At 31.3% G+C, this 23,142-nt stretch carries 24 protein-coding genes; 17 read left to right on the top strand and 7 right to left on the bottom strand.

The genetic code is table 11. The annotated features are described in order from the left end of the window. Nucleotides 1-58 precede the first annotated feature (58 nt). Together prmC and KLA_RS09140 are read right to left on the bottom strand one after the other, a co-directional pair. Nucleotides 59-910, bottom strand: coding sequence for a peptide chain release factor N(5)-glutamine methyltransferase (gene prmC, locus KLA_RS09145; protein WP_034645242.1), 852 nt, complete (start codon nucleotides 908-910; stop codon nucleotides 59-61). A 67-nt stretch (nucleotides 911-977) separates the two neighbouring features. Next, the gene (locus tag KLA_RS09140; RefSeq protein ID WP_034645240.1) at nucleotides 978-1,463 is read right to left on the bottom strand and encodes a GNAT family N-acetyltransferase; all 486 of its coding nucleotides are present in this window, start codon (nucleotides 1,461-1,463) and stop codon (nucleotides 978-980) included. A gap of 41 nt (nucleotides 1,464-1,504) precedes the next feature. On the opposite strand from KLA_RS09140, the gene ribD reads away from it, so the two are divergent. The 4 genes from ribD to KLA_RS09120 are packed head-to-tail and all read left to right on the top strand — an operon-like array spanning nucleotide 1,505 to nucleotide 4,622. Further along, the gene (gene ribD / locus KLA_RS09135) at nucleotides 1,505-2,557 is read left to right on the top strand and encodes a bifunctional diaminohydroxyphosphoribosylaminopyrimidine deaminase/5-amino-6-(5-phosphoribosylamino)uracil reductase RibD (RefSeq protein WP_013622858.1); all 1,053 of its coding nucleotides are present in this window, start codon (nucleotides 1,505-1,507) and stop codon (nucleotides 2,555-2,557) included. Next, nucleotides 2,550-3,152, top strand: coding sequence for an HAD-IA family hydrolase (locus KLA_RS09130; protein WP_034645238.1), 603 nt, complete (start codon nucleotides 2,550-2,552; stop codon nucleotides 3,150-3,152). Before ribD ends, KLA_RS09130 begins: the two co-directional genes overlap by 8 nt. Nucleotides 3,153-3,154: 2 nt before the next feature. Then, nucleotides 3,155-4,021, top strand: coding sequence for a DMT family transporter (locus KLA_RS09125; protein ID WP_034645236.1), 867 nt, complete (start codon nucleotides 3,155-3,157; stop codon nucleotides 4,019-4,021). Next, nucleotides 4,014-4,622 carry an IMPACT family protein gene (locus KLA_RS09120; protein ID WP_034645234.1) on the top strand — a complete coding sequence of 203 codons (609 nt, stop codon included), beginning with the start codon at nucleotides 4,014-4,016 and terminating at the stop codon, nucleotides 4,620-4,622. The genes KLA_RS09125 and KLA_RS09120 overlap by 8 nt, the downstream gene beginning before the upstream one ends. On the opposite strand, the gene KLA_RS09115 is transcribed toward KLA_RS09120, so the two are convergent. Then, entirely contained in the window at nucleotides 4,619-5,029 is a 411-nt protein-coding gene (locus tag KLA_RS09115) for an acyl-CoA thioesterase (RefSeq protein WP_013622862.1), read from the bottom strand. The genes KLA_RS09120 and KLA_RS09115 overlap by 4 nt on opposite strands. Nucleotides 5,030-5,233: 204 nt before the next feature. Here KLA_RS09115 and dnaA point away from each other — a divergent pair, with 204 nt between their 5' ends. The 3 genes from dnaA to KLA_RS09100 are packed head-to-tail and all read left to right on the top strand — an operon-like array spanning nucleotide 5,234 to nucleotide 7,848. Beyond that, on the top strand, nucleotides 5,234-6,658 hold the full coding sequence (gene dnaA / locus KLA_RS09110) for a chromosomal replication initiator protein DnaA (RefSeq protein WP_013619585.1): 1,425 nt from the start codon (nucleotides 5,234-5,236) through the stop codon (nucleotides 6,656-6,658). A gap of 11 nt (nucleotides 6,659-6,669) precedes the next feature. After that, on the top strand, nucleotides 6,670-7,125 hold the full coding sequence (locus KLA_RS09105; protein WP_034645231.1) for a low molecular weight protein-tyrosine-phosphatase: 456 nt from the start codon (nucleotides 6,670-6,672) through the stop codon (nucleotides 7,123-7,125). A gap of 3 nt (nucleotides 7,126-7,128) precedes the next feature. Beyond that, nucleotides 7,129-7,848 carry an SAM-dependent methyltransferase gene (locus tag KLA_RS09100; RefSeq protein ID WP_034645229.1) on the top strand — a complete coding sequence of 240 codons (720 nt, stop codon included), beginning with the start codon at nucleotides 7,129-7,131 and terminating at the stop codon, nucleotides 7,846-7,848. 53 nt (nucleotides 7,849-7,901) lie between these two features. Here KLA_RS09100 and KLA_RS09095 read toward each other — a convergent pair whose 3' ends face one another. The 4 genes from KLA_RS09095 to dapF form a co-directional block, all read right to left on the bottom strand. Beyond that, the gene (locus tag KLA_RS09095) at nucleotides 7,902-8,558 is read right to left on the bottom strand and encodes a hypothetical protein (protein WP_013619588.1); all 657 of its coding nucleotides are present in this window, start codon (nucleotides 8,556-8,558) and stop codon (nucleotides 7,902-7,904) included. Between the two features lie 162 nt (nucleotides 8,559-8,720). Continuing rightward, entirely contained in the window at nucleotides 8,721-9,764 is a 1,044-nt protein-coding gene (gene mltG / locus KLA_RS09090; RefSeq protein WP_034645227.1) for an endolytic transglycosylase MltG, read from the bottom strand. Next, nucleotides 9,764-10,288 (bottom strand): GNAT family N-acetyltransferase, encoded by a 525-nt coding sequence (locus KLA_RS09085; protein ID WP_034645225.1) that lies wholly within the window; start codon nucleotides 10,286-10,288, stop codon nucleotides 9,764-9,766. The genes mltG and KLA_RS09085 overlap by 1 nt, the downstream gene beginning before the upstream one ends. Beyond that, nucleotides 10,282-11,055, bottom strand: a complete 774-nt coding sequence (gene dapF, locus KLA_RS09080) for a diaminopimelate epimerase (protein ID WP_013619591.1) — start codon at nucleotides 11,053-11,055, stop codon at nucleotides 10,282-10,284. The genes KLA_RS09085 and dapF overlap by 7 nt, the downstream gene beginning before the upstream one ends. A 118-nt stretch (nucleotides 11,056-11,173) precedes the next feature. On the opposite strand from dapF, the gene KLA_RS09075 reads away from it, so the two are divergent. The 10 genes from KLA_RS09075 to KLA_RS09030 all read left to right on the top strand — a co-directional run bounded on the left by KLA_RS09075 (nucleotide 11,174) and on the right by KLA_RS09030 (nucleotide 23,138). Next, nucleotides 11,174-12,574 (top strand): S1C family serine protease, encoded by a 1,401-nt coding sequence (locus tag KLA_RS09075; RefSeq protein ID WP_034645224.1) that lies wholly within the window; start codon nucleotides 11,174-11,176, stop codon nucleotides 12,572-12,574. A 138-nt stretch (nucleotides 12,575-12,712) separates the two neighbouring features. Next, a complete protein-coding gene (locus tag KLA_RS09070) occupies nucleotides 12,713-14,161 on the top strand; it encodes a glyceraldehyde-3-phosphate dehydrogenase (RefSeq protein ID WP_034645222.1) in 1,449 nt (482 codons plus the stop codon). A gap of 157 nt (nucleotides 14,162-14,318) precedes the next feature. After that, the gene (locus tag KLA_RS09065) at nucleotides 14,319-14,945 is read left to right on the top strand and encodes a hypothetical protein (RefSeq protein WP_013619594.1); all 627 of its coding nucleotides are present in this window, start codon (nucleotides 14,319-14,321) and stop codon (nucleotides 14,943-14,945) included. A 46-nt stretch (nucleotides 14,946-14,991) separates the two neighbouring features. Further along, nucleotides 14,992-15,435: a GNAT family N-acetyltransferase gene (locus tag KLA_RS09060; RefSeq protein WP_013619595.1), complete on the top strand. Its 444-nt coding sequence runs from the start codon at nucleotides 14,992-14,994 to the stop codon at nucleotides 15,433-15,435. 38 nt (nucleotides 15,436-15,473) lie between these two features. Beyond that, nucleotides 15,474-16,154, top strand: coding sequence for a tRNA (guanosine(37)-N1)-methyltransferase TrmD (gene trmD / locus KLA_RS09055; protein ID WP_013619596.1), 681 nt, complete (start codon nucleotides 15,474-15,476; stop codon nucleotides 16,152-16,154). Then, nucleotides 16,147-16,467, top strand: coding sequence for a hypothetical protein (locus KLA_RS09050; RefSeq protein WP_013619597.1), 321 nt, complete (start codon nucleotides 16,147-16,149; stop codon nucleotides 16,465-16,467). Before trmD ends, KLA_RS09050 begins: the two co-directional genes overlap by 8 nt. 140 nt (nucleotides 16,468-16,607) lie before the next feature. Continuing rightward, the gene (gene rplS / locus KLA_RS09045) at nucleotides 16,608-16,958 is read left to right on the top strand and encodes a 50S ribosomal protein L19 (RefSeq protein ID WP_013619598.1); all 351 of its coding nucleotides are present in this window, start codon (nucleotides 16,608-16,610) and stop codon (nucleotides 16,956-16,958) included. A 653-nt stretch (nucleotides 16,959-17,611) separates the two neighbouring features. Next, nucleotides 17,612-19,822, top strand: a complete 2,211-nt coding sequence (locus KLA_RS09040) for an NADP-dependent isocitrate dehydrogenase (RefSeq protein ID WP_034645220.1) — start codon at nucleotides 17,612-17,614, stop codon at nucleotides 19,820-19,822. A gap of 125 nt (nucleotides 19,823-19,947) precedes the next feature. After that, nucleotides 19,948-22,320 carry a TonB-dependent receptor gene (locus KLA_RS09035; RefSeq protein ID WP_034645219.1) on the top strand — a complete coding sequence of 791 codons (2,373 nt, stop codon included), beginning with the start codon at nucleotides 19,948-19,950 and terminating at the stop codon, nucleotides 22,318-22,320. A 5-nt stretch (nucleotides 22,321-22,325) separates the two neighbouring features. Further along, entirely contained in the window at nucleotides 22,326-23,138 is an 813-nt protein-coding gene (locus KLA_RS09030) for a DUF4249 family protein (protein ID WP_013619601.1), read from the top strand. The last annotated feature ends 4 nt before the right edge of the window (nucleotides 23,139-23,142 follow it).

Here is a 23,142-nt window from a genome sequence, read left to right as displayed (position 1 = left end):
TTAACTTTTATTTTATTCAGCTTACTACTATTGTTAATTAGTATTTGCTTATGTTTTTTTAACGACTTATTTCCCCTTTTAACATTCTATCATTACCATACATATCTTTTTTTAATTTGATATTTATATAGTTTAGCCCTACTAAAAGCTCCTTAGTTTGTTCTCCTAAATACTGATTAATTTCAAAAAACAACTTACCATTTTCTCTTAAATGATTTACAGAAAAGTTTGTTATAGCCTTGTAAAATACTAACGGATTATTATCCGACACAAAAAGTGCTAAATTAGGCTCATGCTCTAACACATTTGCACTCATCTCTTTTTTCTCTAAATCTCTAACATAAGGAGGATTAGAAACAATAATATTAAATTTTTGCTTTAAACTAGGCTCTTCTAAAATGTTTTGCTCCAAAAAAGTTACAGTTACATTATTAGCCTCTGCATTACTTTTAGCTACCAAAATAGCTTCTTTAGAAATATCTAAAGCAAACACCTTAGCTTTTGGTAAGTTTTTAGCTAGTGTTATTGCTATACAACCACTACCAGTACCTATATCTAAAATGGTAATTTCTTGGCTAACATTTACTTCGTTTAAAATCCAACTTACCAGCTCCTCTGTTTCTGGTCTAGGGATTAAAACATTAGTATTTACATTAAAATCCAACCCCATAAAATGTGCCGCTCCTAAAATATACTGTATTGGTATATGCTTTTTAAGTTTATCTACCACCAAAAACAAAGTAGACTCTTCGTCTTTGGTAACTACATAATTAGGCTCTAACGCAAGCACAAAACGTTCTAGTTTTAAATAATGCTCAATTGCCATATAAAAAAAACTATCTACCTCTTCTACAGGATAAACAGCATCCAATTCTATATGATAAATTTTCTTTATCTCTTTTAACAACATATTTAAAACAAGTTTTTTAATTGCTTTTTTACTATTAATAATAAAAAAATTCTAACAACTTATATAACTATAAATTTAACAGCATAAAAACAGGGCAAGAATAATGACCTGTATCTCCCATACGCTCATTTATATACTCAAAACCAGTTTTTTTATACAGTTTTTGAGCATCTTTCATATATGGCATTGTTTCTAAATAACATTTATTAAAGCGATAATATTTAGCTTTAGCAATGCAAGCATTCATCATTTTACTTCCCAAACCTTTGCCTCTAGCCTCTTCTAAAAAATACATTTTTTGAAGTTCACAAACATTACCGTTATAGTTTTCTAATTGAGCAACTCCTGCGCAACCTAAAATTTTACCATTTACTTCTGCTACAAAATAAGTTGCTTTGGGCACATTGTAGTTTTCATACATACAATCTAATGCTTTATCTGCATAAGCAGTACCAACTTTTGGCACACCGAGATCTACCAAAACTTGCCTAATTACCTCTGCCACAGCCTCATTATCTTTCTGTAAAATAGGCCTTATTACCACATTCTCCATAAAACAAAAACTATATCTTAATATTATTCTATTTTTGCGAAGTGAAGATACATGAAAAATACATTTTACGCTGTATACAAATAGCCAAAAACGGTTTAGGATCTACTTTTCCAAACCCAATGGTTGGTGCATTAATAGTACACAATAACGCTATAATAGGAGAAGGTTTCACCTCTCCTTACGGTGGCTCCCACGCAGAGGTTAACGCTATAAATAGCATTAAAGACAAGTCTGTTTTAAAGGAGTCTACCATTTACGTTACTCTAGAACCTTGCTCCCATTACGGAAAAACTCCTCCTTGTGCAGATTTAATTATAAAACACAAAATACCTAATATAGTTATTGGTCTTAAGGATCCTCATGAAAAAGTAGCTGGCAATGGAATTAAAAAACTTAGAGCTGCTGGTTGCAATGTAACTATTGGTGTTTTAGAAGAAGAATGCCGAGAGCACCATAATAGATTTTTATGTTTTTACGAGAAAAAAAGACCATATATTATTCTAAAATGGGCAGAAACTAATGATGGTTTTATTGCGCCACTGCAAGAAAAAAGAAGCGCTACACCAGAACCTTTTTGGATAACTACAAAAGCAGCCAGACAACTTGTACACCAATGGAGAAGTGAAGAACAAGGTATTTTAGTTGGCACAAATACAATTATAGAAGACAACCCTAAACTGGATGTTAGAAATTGGCACGGAAAGTCTCCTACTAGAATTATTATAGATCAAAATTTAAAGATTGATGCAAGCAAAAACATATTAAATACGTCTGTAAAAACTATTGTAATAACAAAAGAGTCTAATAAAAATGAACAACTACAAGGTATTATTTATGAAAGTGTAAACTTTAAAAAACCTTTAGCTATGCAAATTTGCAATATTCTACATAAGCACAATATACTTAGCGTAATTATTGAAGGTGGCTCTAAAACACTACAGACCTTTATTAACGAAAACCTTTGGGATGAAGCACGTGTTTTTACTGGCACAACAAACTTTAATAAAGGTATTGCAGCACCAAAATTTACAGGAAAGCTAAAAAGCACAAACACTATTAAAACCGATACCTTAAAGACCTACTATAATGATTAAGAATATAATTTTTGATTTTGGCGATATTTTTATTAACCTAAACAAAACAGCTACCGCATTAGAATTAAGTAAATTTGGCTTTACCAAAATTACCCCTGAGTTAGACGTATTAATGAAGAATTATGAAAAGGGGTTAATTTCTTCTGATGATTTTATATATAAAACAAACAAAATTTTTCCTACTGCCACACCACAAGAACTTAAAAATGCTTGGAATAAAATTATTTTAGATTTCCCTGAAGAACGTTTACTATTTATAGAAACATTAGCTAAAGAGAAAAATTACCGTTTATTTTTGCTTAGCAATACAAATGAATTACATATAGAGCAGGTTATTAAAAATATGGGAACTGAAAGATATGATAGATTTAAAGCTTGTTTTGAGCAATTTTACTTGTCCCATTTAATTAATTTTAGAAAACCTAATGCTAATATTTACGAGTTTGTATTAAAAGAAAACAACTTAAATGCTAAAGAAACTTTTTTTATTGATGACACAGAAGAAAATACAATTGCTGCAGAAAAATTAGGAATTAAAAGCTGGAATTTGCAAGTTGGCAATGAAGACATCATCAACCTAAAGAGTAAATTATAGGAATGATAAATTTATTATTAAGTATTTTATTTTCTAGTTTAATTTTTATTGTATTTAAGCTTTTTCATACTTTTAAAGTACAAACATTATATGCTATAATTACAAATTACTTTGTAGCTTGTTTAGTTGGTTTATTTTTTTACAAAAATAATATTACACCTGCAAAAATACCTCTTGAGCCTTGGTTTGGTGGCGCTTTATTTTTAGGCATTCTATTTATACTCGTTTTTTACATTATGGCTAAAACATCTCAAGACCTTGGCGTTTCTGTTGCCTCTGTAGCTACTAAAATGTCATTAGTTATCCCTGTACTTGGTGGTATTTTTTTATATAACGAAACACTTACCAGTATTAAAACAATAGGTATATTACTAGCACTATCTGCAGTCTACCTTGCATCTACCAAAAACAACAGCACCTTTAATAAAAAAGCATTACTACTACCCTTTTTAGTGTTTTTAGGATCAGGAACCATAGATATTACTATTAAATATTTAGAAGAAGCTTATGTTGAAGAAGCCAAAATCCCTTTATTTTCTTCTTTTATATTTATAGCAGCAGGTATATTTGGAGTGTTATTTATTTTAATAAGAACAAAAGAACACCCTATAAAATTAAATTTCAAAAATATTCTTGGTGGTATTTGTCTTGGTATTCCTAACTTTTTCTCTATATATTACCTTATAAAGGCATTAAGAGAATCTAATTTTACAAGTGCATCTATTTTTACAATTAATAATGTTGCTATAGTTTTATTTACAACACTTATTGGTATATTCTTTTTTAAAGAAAAATTAAGTACTAAAAACTGGCTAGGTATAGGTTTAGCTGTTTGCAGTATACTATTAATGGCATTAAAGTATGAATAAAGAAAAAGATACTTATTTAACAATAGACAAACCAAGTCCAGAAATACTATACAAAGACCGCAAAAGTAAATTTTTTGGTTACGTATTTCCTATAACTACCGAAGACGATGTTAAACCAATTATTGAAAAATTAAAAAAACAACACCACACAGCAAACCACGTGTGTTATGCTTGGCAATTAGGAACAGATACCATACGGTACCGAGCTAATGATGACGGCGAACCTAACAACTCTGCCGGACTTCCTATATACGGACAAATACAAGCTTATGACCTTACAAATGTACTTGTTGCTGTTGCCAGAATATTTGGAGGTACAAAGTTAGGCGTTGGAGGATTAATAAGCGCATATAAAACTGCTGCACAAATAGCTTTAGATGAAGCGGAAATTAAAAAGAAAATAATAACAAAACTATACACCCTTACATTTGACTATAAAGATATGAATAGCGTAATGAGAGTTATTAAACAAAAAAAACTAGACATTGTTTCTCAAAAACTAGAAGCCAATTGCACCTATGTAATATCTGTTAGAAAAACAAAAGCCAATGAAATTTTTACTATTTTTAATACCATGCAGTATATAAAAATCAAAGATTAAAAATCGTAATAATCATCAATCTTTTTTAAAACATAATCCGGACATTTTATAGGTCTTTTAGTTTCTTTATTTAAAAAAGCCAAAACGGTATTTGCTGTAACTAATAATTCATCATTTTCATTATAAATTTCATAGTCAAATTCTATCTTAACAGAAGGCTTTTTTTTAAGTTTAGTAACCACCGTTATAGTGTCATCATAGAGCGCAGATTTCTTAAAATTTATTTGTAAAGAAATTACTGGCAGTATAACTCCAGTTTCTTCCATTTTTTTGTAGGAAACGTCTAAATCTTTAAGCCAGCTTAACCTCCCTAACTCCAAGTATTGCGCGTAATTCCCGTGATATACCACACCCATTTGATCTGTTTCTCCGTATCTTACAGTAAAAGAAATTTTATTTTTTCGCATATTATATCAACAAAAATTATATATTTAAAGGATGGGAAATTCTATGCTTACAACATGCAAAAAAAAAACTTCAAATTCAATAGTAATTGATTTTTTTTTTAGAAATTTTGTTCACATATTTGCCTCCCCTGATAAGGAAGTTAAGATCCCCGTATTTTCTTTCAGTGAGAACACAATACTAACCAAAAAAAAGATTATCTAATAATGAGTGTTACTGCAGAATCAGTATGGAATAATTGTTTATCTTTCATCAAGGATAACATACAACCCCAAGCATTCAAAACCTGGTTTGAACCTATAAAGCCAATTAAACTATCAGATAACTCTTTAAGTGTTCAGGTACCGAGTAAATTCTTTTACGAGTGGCTTGAAGAACACTATGTTAAACTACTAAAAGTTTCTCTTACAAAGGAATTAGGAGAAAATGCAAAGCTAGTTTACATCATTAGAATGGAAAACACTTACGGCAACAGAGAACCGTTTACCGAGAAAATACCAAGCTCTAACAGAACCACAGTTTCTCCTCAAGAATTAGATGTACCTATTAAATCTAAAAATCCTGAGTTAAGAAACCCTTTTGTAATTCCTGGTATTAGAAATATTAAAATAGAATCTCAACTAAACCCTAACTATAATTTTGATAACTTTTTAGAAGGTGACTCTAATAGGCTTGCAAGATCTGCTGGTATGGCAGTAGCTAACAAACCTGGAGGAACATCTTTTAACCCATTATTAATTTTTGGTGGTGTTGGTTTAGGCAAAACTCACCTTGCACACGCAATTGGTGTAGAGATAAAAGATAAATACCCAGAAAGGACTGTTTTATACATTTCTGCTGAAAAATTCACACAACAATATATAGAGTCTGTTAAAAAGAATACTAGAAATGATTTTATTCATTTTTACCAATTAATAGATATTTTAATTATTGATGATGTTCAGTTTTTATCTGGAAAATCTGGTACGCAAGATGTTTTCTTTCATATTTTTAACCATTTACACCAAAATGGAAAACAGGTTATCTTAACATCAGACAAGGCTCCTGTAGATATGCAAGACATAGAACAACGCCTACTATCTAGATTTAAATGGGGATTATCTGCTGAGTTACAAACACCAGATTACGAAACTAGAGTTTCTATTCTTAAAAACAAGCTCTACAGAGATGGTGTAGAAATGCCAGAAGAAATTATAGATTACGTTGCTAAAAACATAAAATCTAACATTAGAGAACTAGAAGGCGCTGTAATATCATTAATAGCACAATCTTCTTTCAATAAAAAAGAAATAACAATAGAACTTGCTCAACAAATTGTAGAGAAATTTGTAAAAAACACCAAAAGAGAAGTTTCTATAGATTACATACAAAAAGTAGTTTCTGATTATTTTGAAATGGATGTTTCTACATTACAATCTAAAACCAGAAAAAGACATATTGTACAAGCTAGACAATTGGCTATGTTTTTTGCTAAAAGATTTACAAAAGCATCATTAGCAAGTATTGGCTCACAAATAGGAAAAAGAGATCATGCAACCGTTTTACACGCTTGTAAAACAGTAGATAATTTAGCTGAAACCGATAAGCAGTTTCGCAAATATATAGAAGATCTTACTAAAAAATTCTCTTAAACTTTAGGGTGATGACAAAAATACTAATGGTTTGCCTAGGAAATATTTGTAGGTCGCCATTGGCCGAGGGCATACTTAAAAACAAAGTAGACCCAACCATAATTTCTGTAGATTCTGCAGGCACTGCTGGCTATCACATAGGAAGTGCTCCTGACCCAAGGTCTGTTGCTGTTGCAAAAAAATACGGTATAGACATAAGTAAGCAAGTATGTAGAAAATTTACTGTAAAAGATTTTGACGAGTTTACCACAATTTATGTTATGGACAATAGCAACTACAATAATGTTATTGCACTAGCCAAGACTCCAGAACACAAGAAAAAAGTAAAACTCTTGTTACATTTTGCAGATACAAAAATTACTGAAGTTCCAGACCCATATTACAGAGGTGACCAAGGTTTTGAAAATGTTTACAACTTAATAGACCAAGCCTGTACAAATATTGCCAAAACACTAAAAAACCAATAACCTATGGAAAACACTACCAAAACAGGAAAAATATATTTAATCCCTACCACTTTAGGTGACAATGAACCTTTGGAAGTGTTGCCAATCTCTATAAAACGAACTATAGAGCAAATAGATTACTACATTGTAGAAAATGAAAAAACTGCAAGGCGCTTTATAAAAAAAATAAGCTCTGGTAAATCTCAGCCAAGTTTACACATAGAACTGATTAACAAGTTTACAGATCCACAAATAATACCAAGTTTTTTAGACCCTTGTTTTGAAGGAAAAAGCATAGGAATTATATCTGAAGCTGGTTGCCCTGGAATAGCAGATCCTGGCGCCGAGGTAGTAAAAATTGCTCATCAAAAAAACTTACAAGTAGTTCCTTTAGTTGGCCCATCTTCAATATTTTTGGCATTAATGGCTAGCGGTTTAAACGGACAAAGCTTTGCATTTAATGGCTACTTGCCTATTGATAGTAGCGAGAGAAAAGCTGTTATAAAAAAAATGGAGCGTATTTCTAAAGACAATAATCAATCGCAAATATTTATAGAGACGCCATACAGAAATGACAAGTTGTTAGCTGAATTTTTAAAAACCTTAGCAAACCACACATTACTTTGTATTGCTACAGATATTACATTACCAACAGAACAAATAGCAACCAACACCATAGCAGAATGGAAAAAAATAAATGTAGATTTAAACAAAAGACCAACTATATTTATTTTTCAAGCATAAAAAAAGCCTCGCAATTACGCTGAGGCTTTTTCCATTTTCATAGTGTAGTATTTTTAAATTCTTGGGTTTCTTACAGCCTTTACTGCAGATACATCATAACCTGCAAAAATTTTCATGTAATAAACAATACTAGATCCATATGCATCTTGCACTGTGTGCGTACCTCTAGAACGTAAAAACTTTTTTACATTTCCTGGTCCTGCTAAATGTGCTGCTGCCAAGATTCCAGATTCTGTTATTTCCAATCCGGCTATTTTACGACCTGCAAATCGTTTAATATCTCTACGCAAAATCCATTTATTTCTACTTAAATTGGTATAAAATACCTTTTCTTGTAAAATAGGATTGCTTAAAAAGGCAGTTACATTTGTAACTCCTAATAACTGCAGTGTTTCTGCTCCAAACTGATACTTTCCTACGTACCCTAATGTGTTTGTCACAAAATAATCTCCCTGAGACTCCTTAAATGCAAGAGCTTCTTTAAATGCGTTGTATGAATCTCCTAAAAAAGGCGGATTTACACTCAACATTTCATCATCATTTTCAATAGCTGTTTTGTATTTGGGATACAAAACCTCTGTAGGTTTACTTATTTTAAGTGTTTTTGGCAATGCTACTGTACCTATTTTGGGTGCAATAATATTGTAACTAAAACTCGTTAAAATAAAAATCATGATTAGGGGGATTAACTTACTAATCCACTTTCTCATATAGTTTCATTTCTTAAGACTTACGGTCTAATATTAAATTAATATTAAGTCAGCTTAAATTTCTCGGGTGCAAATTTACTCCTCATATTGTTCTTAAAATGTTAAAAAAGCATAAAAGATGAGATTTTTAGGATATTCGGCACCAATTAACGGATTAAGTGTTTATCTGTTAATGTTTTGCTTGTTTATCCATCGGATATATTGCTCTTTATTTCGGTTATGTTGCGATAATGTTTTCGCAAACTTGTGATAACCAAAGTTTTCTACGTTAGCAACAAAGTAATAGTAATCATGTTTTTCCGAATTTAAAACAGCATTTACAGCAGAAATATCTGGCATTGCAATTGGCCCTGGAGGCAAACCAGCATACATATATGTGTTGTATGGAGAATCTAACTTTAAGTCTTTATAAAGTACTCTTTTGATTATTTGCTTAAAATTATTTTGATGTAATTTTAACGCATATATAACAGTTGGGTCTGCTTGTAATAGCATCCCTTTACGTAATCTATTTAAATAAACACCAGCAACTCTTGGTCTTTCATCTACTTTAGCGGTTTCTTTATGCACTATAGATGCTAGTGCAACAACTTCATTTTCTGTTAACCCTAAAGATTTTGCCTTAGCTTTTCTGTCTTCATTCCAAAAGCGCTTATATTCTGTAAGCATTTTTGATCTAAATGTTTCTGCAGAGCTATTCCAATAAAACTCATAACTATTAGGAATATACATTGCTAATTTATTAGCATGAGTAAAATTATTCTCTTTTAAAAACTGAGGTTCATTAAAGGCCTGTATTAAAGACAAGCTATCTGCCTCTATTTGCGTAGCTACTCTTCCTGCTAAATCTTCTAAGGTTTCTTGATTATTAAAAGAAACCTTAACTGGTATATTACGACCACGAAGCGAATTAATAATTTCATTATTATTCATCCCCTTTTTAATCTCAAACTTACCTGCTTTTACATTAGATATGTAGCCTTTACGTTTAGCTGCAGCTTCAAAATCTTCTACATCTTTAAGTAATGGTGCAACTTGCTGCTTAACATCGTTAAATTTATCTGTAGATTTTACAAAAACGTAAGCTGCATCATTATTAAAATTTGTGTTATTTACAAAAAAAACACCGTACACCATATAAGCAAAAACACTACAACCTACTAAACCTATTAGTAAAACTGCTACTAAAATTCTTTTTATATACATTAATTATTTATCTTTTGATATAATATTTCATCTTTAAACTTACCGTTGGTAAAAATCCAATCTTTTTTTACACCAACAGCATTAAAACCCATTTTTTTAAATAAATGTTTACTTGGCTCATTATCTACCAGGACATTTGCATAAATTTGGTGCAACTGCAATGTTTTAAAAACATAATTACAAGCTAACTCTAAGGCTTCTGCTCCAACTCCTTTATTTCTTTTCTTTTTTTCTGATACTATAATACCCAAACCCACCTTTTTATTAGCAGGATCAAAATCAAACAAATCCACCAAACCTAAAACAGTATCATCAAAATCACATATACAAAGACGCAATTGTTTTGCTTCATAAATATCTTTATAAGCATTTTGCAAATACAATTCTAAAATATGCTTAGCATAAGGAGCAGTTGTACCGCTAATTTCCCAAATACTTGTGTCATTTTCTAATTGATACAGAAAATCAAGATCATTAGGCTCTATTGCACGCAAATATATACGCTCTCCTTTTAAGCTTAACATATTATTTCCCCTTTAAAAACTTGTTTAGCTTCACCCGTTAGGTATACATTTTTATAACTCCCATCTTTAGCAGTAAAACTAATTTCTAAATCACCACCCATTACTTTAATAGGTATTGTTGTTAAATTTGTATTACCAGATTTATGCATAGCTAACGCCACTGCTGTTACACCTGTTCCGCAAGATAAAGTCTCATCCTCTACACCCCTTTCATAAGTACGCACGGTGTAACCCTTAGCATTTTTAGTTACAAAATTTACATTACTACCAGCTTCACCATATAGGCCGTATCTAATTTTTTTGCCTTCTGTAAAAACATCAAAACCATTTACGTTATCTACCAATTGTACATGGTGCGGAGAACCTGTATCTAAAAAAGAGTAATTTTCTTTTTCTTTTACTTCAGCAACATCAATCATTTGCAGACTTACAATATCACCTTTAATAGTAGCATTGTGCAACCCATCTACAGCATTAAATGTGGTTTTTTCTTTTATCACGCCTAAAAAATTAGCAAAGGCAACAAGACACCTTCCTCCATTACCGCACATAGTACTTTCATTACCATCTGCATTATAATACACCATTTTAAAGTCTAAATCCTCATCATTCTCTAGTAAAATTAAACCGTCTGCTCCCACTCCAAATTTACGGTCACATAACGTATTAATTAACTTGGTATCTTGCTTTGGAAAACTTAAAGATCTGTTATCTATCATAACAAAATCGTTCCCTGTTCCTTGATATTTATAAAATGTAATTTGCATAGTCACAAATATATAATTTGTTAAGGTTTTTTTAGCAGTTAAAAAGACGTTAAATTAGACTTTTTGAAATATAAAATTGATAATTTTACAGTTGAAAATGTTAATATATTGAATGATTATGAAAAAAATAACAAGTTTACTAGCCGTTTCTGTGCTTGCAGGCACAATAACTTTAGGAGCATATAAATTATTTTTGGAGGAGAAAAATTATCACATTATAACAGAAGACTCTAATGCATCTACTTTTACAACAAGTAACACACCTGTTTCTTTTAGAGGTGCTGGTATTAATGAAGTAGATTTTACCTCTGCAGCAGAAAATACGGTTAATGCAGTTGTACACGTTAAAAATGTATCTATAGACCAAGAACAAAATCGTGTACTACAGTTTTTTTACGGACAAAGTGTTTCTGCAAAACCACAAGTTGGTACCGGATCTGGTGTTATAATATCTGAAGATGGGTATATAGTTACAAACAACCATGTTATAGACAACGCTACACAACTACAAGTTACACTAAACAACAACAAAACATATGTTGCTGAGTTGGTTGGTACAGACCCTAATACAGATATTGCTCTTTTAAAAATTGATGCAAAAAAGAAATTGCCATATTTAGCATTTGGAGATAGTAACAGTGTTAAAGTTGGCGAATGGGTTTTAGCAGTTGGTAACCCATTTAACCTAACATCTACAGTAACAGCAGGTATTATAAGTGCTAAGGCTCGTAATTTAGATATGAGCAATAAATCACAATCTTTTATACAGACTGATGCTGCTGTAAACCCAGGAAACAGTGGTGGTGCTTTGGTAAATACTAACGGAGACTTAATTGGCGTTAACACAGCTATTACCTCTAGAACAGGATCTTATGTTGGGTATTCTTTTGCAGTACCTAGTAATATTGCTAAAAAAGTTGTTGATGACATTATTGAATACGGAAATGTTTTAGACGGAATTTTAGGCATTTCTACACCAAAAGTAAACTCTAGATATGCCGTAGAAAATGGTTTAAATGAAATTGATGGTGTGTACATTGAAGACGTAACTGAAGATTCTGGTGCTTTTGAAGCCGGTTTACAAAGCGGAGACATTATTAAAAAAACTGACGAAGTAGAAATACACAAATTAGCAGATTTAAATGGTTACCTATCTTCTAAAAGACCAGGAGATACTATACAAATAGCTATTAATAGAGACGATGAAGAAATTATAAAACCTGTAATTTTAAAAGAAAGACAAACCATAATTATAGAAGGTCTTGGTTTAGAAGTTAAAAATCTTAATGATAAAGACCGCAAAAAATTTAAAACCAAAAACGGAGTTAAAATTATAGGAGTTCCTGAGTTGTACAGAATGTATAATTTAGAAGGCAAAGTATTAATTGCTGTAGGAAAAAAAGAAATTAAAAATGTATATGATGCTAAAAACCTTTTTAGCTCTATTGGCAGATACGGCTACACAAGCATAACTATGGTTAATGAAAAAGGAGAAAGAGAACGTCTTATCTTTCAATAGCCAATAAACACAATCCTTTTTAACGGTTAAAAATGCAGACTTAACGAAGTCTGCATTTTTTTTTACAAAAACACTTTACGAAAACGTTTGAAATATAGTACTTTTGCCCAAAATTAAATTTATTTTAAATCATATTTAATGAGTGCCAGTAAATCGTACGAGAAAGAATTAGCTTTTCAAGCAGACCGTAGAAAAGCAACTACAGAGTTCATAAAAATTGTGAGCAACCTGTGGTATGACAAGTCTATTGAGGTAGTTCTTTTCAAAAATCAGATTATTGATAAAAATGTTAGCGACATTATTAACCTACACGAGTATGCAGGTGAATTTGTACAAAAACCAATTTCAATTTTTGATTCTGTTGAAATCTTAAGAGCAATTAACGACATTAAATTACCACCTGCAAAATTAGATATAGGTAAATTAACTTATGAATACCACGCAGATGATAATAATTACAGCAATGTAAAAGCATTTGTTTTAGACAAACTAAAAGATGCTAATGGCGCAAAAACAATAAAACCTAAAGATGTTGTTCTTTATGGTTTTGGTAGAATTGGTAGGTTAGTTGCCAGAGAGCTTATGGCTAAAACTGGTAAAGGAAACCAATTAAGACTTAGAGCTATTGTTACCAGAGGTAAAATTAACCAAGAGGTTTTAGAAAAAAGAGCTAGCCTTTTACGTACCGATTCTGTTCACGGACATTTTACAGGTACTATTGATGTAGATGTAGAAAACAGTGCTTTAATTATTAATGGCACTACAGTACATATTATTTCTGCCCAAAAACCAGAAGATATAGATTATACTAAATACGGTATAATTAGCGCTTTAATTATAGACAATACGGGTGCTTTTAGAGATAAAGAAGCTTTAAGCAGACATTTGCAATCTAAAGGTGCATCTAGAGTATTATTAACGGCACCAGGTAAAGGTATCCCTAACATTGTGCACGGTGTAAACCATTTAGAGCACAACCCAGATACTACTAAAATATTTTCTGCTGCATCTTGCACAACAAATGCAATTACTCCTATTTTAAAAATTATTGAAGATTCTTTAGGCGTTAAAAAAGGGCATTTAGAAACTATACACGCTTATACTAACGACCAGAATTTAGTAGATAATATGCACAGCAAATACCGTCGTGGTAGAGCAGCAGCACTAAATATGGTAATTACAGAAACTGGCGCTGGTAAAGCCGTATGTTTAGCACTACCTAGTTTAGAAGGCAAATTAAGTTCTAATGCAATTAGAGTACCTGTACCAAACGGTTCTTTAGCTATATTAAACTTAGATGTTAATAATAAAACATCTAAAGAAGGTATCAATACTATTCTTAAAAAATACGCTTTAGAAGGTGACCTTGTAGAGCAAATTAAATACTCTTTAAATAATGAGTTAGTATCATCTGATATAGTTGGCACCTCTGCCCCATCAATTTATGATAGCCCCGCTACCATAGTTTCTAAAGATGGTAAAAACATTATTTTATACATCTGGTATGATAATGAATATGGATACTCTCATCAAGTAATAAGATTAGCTAAGTACATCTCTAAAGTAAGGAGATTTACCTACTATTAATCGATTATGTGTTGGAAAACTTCGTTGTAACTCATAAATTGGAGCATTTTATAGACATTTTTCTATTTTATTTTCCAAGTTTCAGCGGAGTTTTTTTCTTATCTAAAAATATTAAATTACTTTAGCCGTCTCATAAAATTTTTAAACACTACATTATATGAAAGGGTTAAAGCTATTACCAATATTTATTGCTTTACTAGTATGGAACGTACAGTTTGCTCAAGATGATAACGAATCAGAAGATGAAGAGAATAAATTATCATTAGATGGCGGAACAATTGATAACCAATTTGAATATGTATTTAAAAAAGGTGGTAATTGGGGAGCTGCAGGAGTAAAATATGAAATAATTAAAATTACTCATTTAACTAAGCTTAGAGAAAATGTACTTGATTCTTTAACTATTTATGGAAAAACAAAAGCATCATTAAAAAGTACTATTAATGAGCAAGAAGGAACAATTGAAAACTTAAACCAAAAACTAGACGCCACTACTAAAAACCTTACTGCAATTACACAGGAAAAAGATAGTATGTTTTTTTTAGGGATGCAGGTATCTAAAGTAACATACAACCTTATATTGTGGTCTATTATTGGTGGTTTACTTACGTTGTTATTATTATTTATCTACAAGTTTAGAAAAAGTAATGTATTAACGCAAGAAGCTAAAACAAACTTAGCAGAGTTAGAAACTGAGTTTGAAGACCACAGAAGAAGAGCTTTAGAACGAGAACAGAAAATAAGCAGACAGCTTATGGATGAGCTAAACAAACACAAGAAATAAAAACACAAAGCTCCTTTTTTAAGGAGCTTTTTTATTTTTCACAACTATGGTAACAATAAAAAAAGCAACAGAAGAAGATAGTAGCATAGTTGCTCCTTTACTTAACAACTACAGAATTTTTTACAAGCAAGAGCCTAACTTAAAAGCCGCTGAAAATTTTTTGATAGAAAGATTAAGTAAAAATCAATCTCACATATTTATTGCTTTTAAAAATAACATAGCAGTTGGTTTTACACAATTGTACACCTCCTACTCTTCCGTAGCATTACAACCACTATTCATTTTAAATGACCTATACGTAGATACCCAATACAGAGGTAACAACATAGGAACTGAATTACTAAAAAAAGCTCAACAATTTTGCAAAGATAATAAACACAAAGGGCTAGCTTTAGAAACCGCAACCAACAACCCAGCTCAAAAATTATACGAAAAACTAAACTGGGAAAAAGATACAGCGTCTTTTCATTATTTTTGGACTGCTAAATAGCAAAATCTAAATTGTATATTTGCCACCAATATTTTAGTATGAGAATAGATATTATTACGGTTTTACCAGAATTATTAAAGAGTCCTTTTGAAGCTTCAATTCTAAAAAGATCTATAGAAAAAGGGCTAGTAGAGGTTCATTTTCACAACTTAAGAGACTATACAGATAAAAGTTACAACCAAATAGATGATTATCAATTTGGTGGTGGCGCAGGTATGGTTATGATGATAGAACCTATAGACAAATGCATTAGCAAACTAAAGGGAGAACGTACTTATGATGATGTTATATATATGACACCAGATGGTAGTACTTTAAACCAAAAAATGGCTAATACCTTATCATTATCAAAAAATATAATTATTCTTTGCGGACATTATAAAGGCGTAGACCAAAGAGTAAGAGATACCTTAATTACAAAAGAAATATCTATTGGAGATTATGTTTTATCTGGAGGAGAACTTGGTGCTGCTGTTTTATGTGACACTATTATAAGGTTAATTCCGGGTGTTTTAAATAACGAAACATCTGCTTTAACAGACACCTTTCAGGATAATTTGTTAGCTCCGCCTGTATACACTAGACCTGCAGAATACAAAGGATTAAAAGTTCCTGAAATATTACTGAATGGCAACTTTCCTAAAATTGAAAAATGGAGAGAAGACCAAGCCTACGAAAGAACCAAACAACTAAGACCAGATTTACTAGATAATGATTGATAATTTTGAAATATTATACGGAATAACCTCTATAATTTACGCCTTAATAGCTATTGCCACAACAATTGGCGCCATAATTTACACTACCAAAAAAAAAGGCATAGCAGGTGTTTTTATGATAATTGGCAGCGTTGTTAGTTTTTTATGCTCAATAGCATACCCATTAATAGCTGCATTAACAAGCTCTCTTAATTTAGAACCAGAACAACTAATGTTAGCTAACTACAGTGTTAATATTTTAAGTTGTTTCTTCTCTATTATTTTTGTGACAGGCTTTATTTTAGCCGTTAGTAAATTAAAAAAAGATTCATAATAACCATTTTACAGCAAAAAATACAGTTCAAAACTTGCTATATGTAATTAATAATGTATTTTTGCACTCGATTTAAAATTAACCTCTGGCGAAAAACGTGAACTGTTGATTTTAATAAACTTATATAAAAAAGAAACAAGATGGAAGCATTAATTAAATTTGTTGAAGACGAATTTGTTCCAAAAAAAGATTTTCCAAAATTCTCTGCTGGTGATACAATTACTGTATACTACGAAATTAAGGAAGGTGAAAAAACTCGTACTCAGTTCTTTAGAGGTGTAGTTATCCAAAGAAGAGGTAGCGGTGCTACAGAAACTTTTACAATCCGTAAAATGTCTGGTACTGTTGGTGTTGAGCGTATTTTCCCTGTTAATTTACCTGCATTACAAAAAATTGAAATCAATAAGAAAGGTAAAGTACGTAGAGCTCGTATCTTCTACTTTAGAGGTCTTACTGGTAAAAAAGCAAGAATTAAAGAAGTTCGTAAATAATACCACTTCTTATACAATACTAAAAAGTCTACCTAACGGTAGACTTTTTTTTGTTAAAGCATATACGTTATTTTTATTTAGTAAGCAAAATAACCATAATATGTTAAAGTTATTGCTTAATTAATTTATATTTATTAAATTTAAGTGTTATTTACTATTAATATCATTATTAGGTAAGTGTATAGTACATAACTATAAAGTTGCGTTCTTTATATTGTTGCAAGATCTCTTTATAAAGTTAATTAAGTGCACATCTTAAATTAACCTTACATTGAAGACCTATAATGGGTTGATAAAACTTGATTATAGATTTTTAATTTATTAAATTATATGTTTAATTAAACTTAAAAATAGCAACAAGAAGAAACATAATAGATTGACTTAATTAAAATTAAGTATTGTTATGTTTTAAACGTAGAAACAAAAGTTAACTGCAATCAATGGTTGCCGTTTTATAGAAGGTATAAAACAAACAAAAGTTAAGAATTGTTTCTAAAAGCCATATCAATGTATACAATACAATGATATGGCTTTTGTTTTTCATTGATTTATTGCATAATAATCACAATTTTTAATAGTTTTTTAAAAATATCTCATTCTATAAGATAACTGAAAATTGTATATTTGTTTCGCTTAAAATAAATCAATATAATATGCCAAAAATAATATATACAAAAACTGATGAAGCTCCTGCTTTAGCAACTCAATCTTTCTTACCAATTGTACAAGCTTTTACTAAAACTACAGGTATAGAAATGGAAACAAAAGACATCTCTTTAGCAGCTCGTATATTAGCTGTTTTTCCAGATTACCTATCAAAAGAGCAACAGTTTGAAGATGCTTTAGCACAATTAGGAGAATTGGCAAAAAGTCCTGAGGCTAACATTATTAAACTTCCTAATATTAGTGCTTCTATACCACAACTTAAAGAAGCCATTGCAGAACTACAAGAAAAAGGGTACGCTATACCTAGCTACCCAGACGATCCTAAAGATGCAAAAGAGCAAGAAATTAAAAGACGTTATGATAAAATTAAAGGTAGTGCAGTAAACCCTGTATTACGCGAGGGTAACTCTGACCGTAGAGCTCCAAAAGCTGTTAAAAACTATGCAAAAGCAAATCCACACTCTATGGGTGCTTGGAGCCCAGATTCTAAATCTCAAGTAGCTACTATGTCTTCTGGAGATTTTAAAGCTAACGAAAAGTCTATCACCTTAGACAAAGCAACAGATGTTAGTGTTGTTTTAGTAAAAGAAGATGGCTCCAAAGAGGTTTTAAAAGATAAAATTTCATTACTAGATGGCGAAATTATAGATGCTACTGTAATGAGCAACAAAGCTCTTTTAGCGTTTTTACAAAAGCAAATGAAAGAAGCTAAAGATGCTGGCATATTGTTTTCTTTACATATGAAAGCAACTATGATGAAGGTTTCCGACCCAATTATTTTTGGTCACGCTGTAGAAGTTTTCTTTGCTGATGTATTTAAAAAGTACGGTAAAGTTTTTGAAGAAAACGGAATAAGCGCAAACAACGGTTTAGAAAGCTTATTAAATAAATTAGATAAAATATCTAATGGCGCAGAAATTAAAGCTGAAATAGAAAAGACTATAGAGAATGGTCCAGATTTAGCAATGGTTAATTCTGACAAAGGAATAACAAATTTACACGTGCCTAGTGACGTTATTATTGATGCTTCTATGCCAGCAATGATACGTAACTCCGGACAAATGTGGAATGCAGAAGGTAAAGCACAAGATACTTTGGCTGTTATACCAGATAGTAGTTATGCAGAAATTTACTCTGCAACTATAGATTTCTGTAAAAAACACGGTGCTTTTGACCCTACAACAATGGGTACAGTACCTAACGTTGGTTTAATGGCTCAAAAAGCTGAAGAATACGGATCTCACGACAAAACTTTTGAAATTGCAAACAACGGAAAAGTACAAGTTATAGATGCTACCGGTACTGTACTTATAGAGCACAACGTAGAAGCTGGTGATATCTGGAGAATGTGCCAAGTAAAAGATGCTCCTATACAAGACTGGGTTAAGTTAGCCGTTTCTAGAGCAAGAGCTACTAACACACCTGCTGTTTTTTGGTTAAATGAAGAAAGAGCTCATGATGCAGAGTTAATTAAAAAAGTTAACACATATTTACCTAACCATGATACGTCTGGTTTAGAAATTTTAATTCTATCGCCTTTGAAAGCTACAGAATACACACTTGCTAGAATTAAAGATGGCAAAGACACTATTTCTGTTTCTGGTAATGTACTTAGAGATTACTTAACAGATTTGTTCCCAATTTTAGAAGTTGGTACAAGCGCAAAAATGCTATCTATTGTTCCTTTAATGAATGGTGGTGGTTTGTTTGAAACTGGTGCAGGTGGATCTGCTCCTAAACACGTTGAACAATTTACTGAAGAAGGACACTTACGTTGGGATTCTTTAGGTGAATTTTTAGCCTTAGAAGTCTCTTTAGAGCACGAGGCAGAAAAATCTGGAAATACTGATACACTTGTTTTAGCTGAAGCTTTAGGTGATGCTACAGAGAAATTTTTATTAAACGATAAATCTCCGTCTAGAAAAGTAAACGAAATAGACAACAGAGGTTCTCACTTTTACCTAACATTATATTGGGCAGAAGCATTAGCTAACCAAACCAAGAGTCCTGCTTTACAAGCTAAATTTAAAGATGTTTATGCTTCATTAAAAGATAATGAAAGCAAAATAAACGAAGAGTTAATTAACGCTCAAGGTTCTAGTGTAAACATAGAGGGCTACTACTTACCTAACCAAGAGGTTTTAGCTAAAGCTATGAGACCTAGCAACACTTTAAATACTATTATTAGTAGTATTTAATGCTTAAACATTTATACTTAAAGCCTTTTCATTATTTTTTGAAAAGGCTTTTTTATTTTAAATAAATGTTAACTATTATAATCTAGCTTTAAAAGTGGTTATTTTTACAAAAACCCATACCAACTATGCACAGACCAATTGTCTGCCTTTTTATCCTTTTGTTCTTTTTTACAACAAGTAAGGCGCAGGAAAAATATACATTATTTGGCACCATCACAGAAGCGTCTAGTAACGAAACACTAATAGGTGTTTCTATAGCAGTACCAGAACTACAAACAGGAGTAATTACCAATGAATACGGGTTTTACTCATTAACACTGCCTAAAGGAAATTACAAAATAATTGTAAGTTATATTGGTTTTAATGACATTAAAAAAGAAATAAATTTAAATAAAGACACCACACTAAACCTTCAGCTTAATGAAGCTATTGAGGAGTTAAATGAGGTTATACTTACTGAAGACATTGAAAAAGTAAACATCAGAAAACCACAAATGAGTGTAAACTCTTTGTCATCTAGCAGTATAAAAAAAATACCAGCAATATTAGGCGAGGCTGATGTTCTAAAGTCAATTTTACTACTTCCTGGAGTTACTAGTGGTGGTGAAGGTGCATCCGGATTTAATGTGCGTGGTGGCTCTGTAGATCAAAATTTAATTTTACTAGATGAAGCTACCATTTACAACTCTTCACATTTATTTGGTTTCTTTTCAGTTTTTAATCCTGATGCCATAAAAGATTTAAAACTATACAAAGGTGGCATACCTGCAAAATACGGAGGTAGAATTTCATCTGTACTAGATATTTACCAAAAAGAAGGAAACAGTAAAGAATTTAAAGCTAATGGTGGTATTGGCATTGTTTCTAGTAGATTATTGCTTGAAGGGCCTTTAAAAAAAGACAAAGGCGCTTTTTTAATTGGTGGTCGTAGCTCTTATGCTCATCTGTTTTTACCCTTATTAGATAATGACAATAAGGCATATTTTTATGATTTAAATACTAAACTTAATTACAAAATAAATAAAAACAATAACCTATACTTATCTGGCTATTTTGGTAGAGATGTTTTTAGCATTGCCAATAGTTTTGAAAACACATATGGTAACTCCGTTATTAATTTAAGGTGGAATCACTTATTTTCTGATAAACTGTTTAGCAATTTATCATTAATTTACTCTGACTATTTTTACGGATTAGAATTAGATTTTGTTGGTTTTAAATGGAACTCTGGAATACAAAACTTTAATCTTAAGTACGATTTTAAAAATTACATCTCCAACAACCTTAAATTAAATTACGGACTAAACAACACATATTACAGATTTAATCCTGGAGAAATAAAGCCAAACCGAAGCGATTCTGGTATTTTACCAAACAAATTAACTGACAAATACGCTAACGAATTTGCTGCCTATATAGATGCCGAACACAAAGTTAGCAGCAACCTTACATTACAGTACGGAGTACGCTGGAGCCATTTCACCAGGCTAGGACAAGATGAGCTTTTTATATATGAAAACAACCAAGCAGTTAATTTTAATACCGATTTTCAGATATACGAAAGTGCAGAACCTATAGGAATAGAACGCTTTAAAAGATCTGCACAAATAACCACATTTAACAACTTAGAGCCAAGAGTAGCATTGTCTTACGCACTAAACAATAACAACTCTATAAAAGCTAGTTACAACCATATGGCTCAGTACCTGCATTTATTATCTAACACTAGCTCCCCTACTCCTTTAGATGTTTGGTCTCCCAGCGGAAAATATATTAAACCACAAATATTAGATCAATATGCAATAGGCTATTTTAAAAACTTTAATAATGACAGTTACTCCTTAGAGACAGAAGCTTATTACAAAGATGTTAAAAACAGAATAGACTATATAGATGGTGCTAACCTAATTGCTAATGATGCAATAGAACAGGTAATTTTAAATGGTAAAATGAGATCTTACGGTTTAGAACTTATGCTTAAGAAAAACAACGGAAAATTAAATGGTTGGCTATCTTACACTTTATCTAAGTCCGAACAACAAACTCCTCCAAGAAGCACTAACGAAACAGGAATTAACAATGGTAAATGGTACACCACGTCTTTTGATAAGACTCACGATTTATCTATTAATGCTAGCTATAACTTAAATGACAAATGGAGCTTTAATAGTAATTTAATATACCAATCTGGGCAACCAACAAACTACCCAATTGGTCAATTTGAGTACAAAGACCTAAGCATTCCTATTTATGGAGACCGTAACAACCAACGCTTACCAAGCTACAATAGGTTAGATATATCTGCCACATTAACTCCTAAAAAAAATAAAAACAGAAAATTGCAAGCTCAATGGGTTTTTGGCATATACAACGTTTACAATCGTAAAAATGCAGCTTCTATTAATTTTTCTAGAAATGAAGATACCGGAAACAATGAAGCACTACGTACCTCTATTTTTGGTATAGTACCATCTGTAACTTATAATTTTAAATTTTAATAATAATGAAAAAGTTAGTATACATTATACCACTACTATTATTTTTTGGGTGCGAAGATGTTGTAGATATAGACGTTCCTAGTACCGAACCAAAATTAGTTATAGATGCTAGTTTTAATGTATATACAACAGAGTCTCCTGTAAGAACAGATGGTTTTGTAAAATTATCTTTAACAACAAACTATTTTGATACTGAAGATAACCCAGTAACCACAGCAGATGTTTTTATTGTAGATTTAAGCTCCGGAACGGTTTATCCATTCTCATCTAATGGAAATGCTGGCTACTACCAAGCTTCATCAAATAATTTTACACCAGAGTTTAATAAAACATACCAATTAAATGTAGTGTATAACAACAATACATACATTGCAGAAACTACTTTAATACCTAGTGTAGCAATTGATAATGTAGAACAAGGAGATGCTACACTTTTTGATGAAGATGATACAGAACTAATTGTTTCCTTTACAGATAATGCCAATAGAGATGATTTTTATCTGTTTGATTTAGATTTTGGTGAATTTTTAACCACATCAGATGAGTTTTTTCAAGGAGAAACATTTAAGTTCTCTTATTTTTATGACGATTTATCTTCTGGCAAGGAAGTTGTTATAAAGTTAAATGGTGTAGATGAACAATTTTATAATTATATGGATTTAATTTTAGCACAAAGTGGAGAAAGCTCTGGAGGACCTTTTCAAACAACACCTGCTACTATTAGAGGCAACATAATTAACACCACAAATGAAGATGACTATGCTTTAGGATATTTTAATTTATCTGAAACATACGAGTACAAAATTACTATAAATTAAAAAA

Origin of the sequence: Cellulophaga geojensis KL-A (genome assembly GCF_000568425.1) — a bacterium.
GTDB lineage: Bacteria > Bacteroidota > Bacteroidia > Flavobacteriales > Flavobacteriaceae > Cellulophaga > Cellulophaga lytica.
Note: the sequence above shows the minus strand (reverse complement) of the source record. Positions and strands in the feature narration are given on the sequence as shown.

Bases quoted from the DNA above. Each gene is read 5' to 3' on its own strand.
- prmC (WP_034645242.1), bottom strand. From the start codon at position 910: ATGTTGTTAAAAGAGATAAAGAAAATTTATCATATAGAATTGGATGCT.
- KLA_RS09140 (WP_034645240.1), bottom strand. From the start codon at position 1,463: ATGGAGAATGTGGTAATAAGGCCTATTTTACAGAAAGATAATGAGGCT.
- KLA_RS09130 (WP_034645238.1), top strand. From the start codon at position 2,550: ATGATTAAGAATATAATTTTTGATTTTGGCGATATTTTTATTAACCTA.
- KLA_RS09125 (WP_034645236.1), top strand. From the start codon at position 3,155: ATGATAAATTTATTATTAAGTATTTTATTTTCTAGTTTAATTTTTATT.
- KLA_RS09120 (WP_034645234.1), top strand. From the start codon at position 4,014: ATGAATAAAGAAAAAGATACTTATTTAACAATAGACAAACCAAGTCCA.
- KLA_RS09115 (WP_013622862.1), bottom strand. From the start codon at position 5,029: ATGCGAAAAAATAAAATTTCTTTTACTGTAAGATACGGAGAAACAGAT.
- dnaA (WP_013619585.1), top strand. From the start codon at position 5,234: ATGAGTGTTACTGCAGAATCAGTATGGAATAATTGTTTATCTTTCATC.
- KLA_RS09105 (WP_034645231.1), top strand. From the start codon at position 6,670: ATGACAAAAATACTAATGGTTTGCCTAGGAAATATTTGTAGGTCGCCA.
- KLA_RS09100 (WP_034645229.1), top strand. From the start codon at position 7,129: ATGGAAAACACTACCAAAACAGGAAAAATATATTTAATCCCTACCACT.
- KLA_RS09095 (WP_013619588.1), bottom strand. From the start codon at position 8,558: ATGAGAAAGTGGATTAGTAAGTTAATCCCCCTAATCATGATTTTTATT.
- mltG (WP_034645227.1), bottom strand. From the start codon at position 9,764: ATGTATATAAAAAGAATTTTAGTAGCAGTTTTACTAATAGGTTTAGTA.
- KLA_RS09085 (WP_034645225.1), bottom strand. From the start codon at position 10,288: ATGTTAAGCTTAAAAGGAGAGCGTATATATTTGCGTGCAATAGAGCCT.
- dapF (WP_013619591.1), bottom strand. From the start codon at position 11,055: ATGCAAATTACATTTTATAAATATCAAGGAACAGGGAACGATTTTGTT.
- KLA_RS09075 (WP_034645224.1), top strand. From the start codon at position 11,174: ATGAAAAAAATAACAAGTTTACTAGCCGTTTCTGTGCTTGCAGGCACA.
- KLA_RS09070 (WP_034645222.1), top strand. From the start codon at position 12,713: ATGAGTGCCAGTAAATCGTACGAGAAAGAATTAGCTTTTCAAGCAGAC.
- KLA_RS09065 (WP_013619594.1), top strand. From the start codon at position 14,319: ATGAAAGGGTTAAAGCTATTACCAATATTTATTGCTTTACTAGTATGG.
- KLA_RS09060 (WP_013619595.1), top strand. From the start codon at position 14,992: ATGGTAACAATAAAAAAAGCAACAGAAGAAGATAGTAGCATAGTTGCT.
- trmD (WP_013619596.1), top strand. From the start codon at position 15,474: ATGAGAATAGATATTATTACGGTTTTACCAGAATTATTAAAGAGTCCT.
- KLA_RS09050 (WP_013619597.1), top strand. From the start codon at position 16,147: ATGATTGATAATTTTGAAATATTATACGGAATAACCTCTATAATTTAC.
- rplS (WP_013619598.1), top strand. From the start codon at position 16,608: ATGGAAGCATTAATTAAATTTGTTGAAGACGAATTTGTTCCAAAAAAA.
- KLA_RS09040 (WP_034645220.1), top strand. From the start codon at position 17,612: ATGCCAAAAATAATATATACAAAAACTGATGAAGCTCCTGCTTTAGCA.
- KLA_RS09035 (WP_034645219.1), top strand. From the start codon at position 19,948: ATGCACAGACCAATTGTCTGCCTTTTTATCCTTTTGTTCTTTTTTACA.
- KLA_RS09030 (WP_013619601.1), top strand. From the start codon at position 22,326: ATGAAAAAGTTAGTATACATTATACCACTACTATTATTTTTTGGGTGC.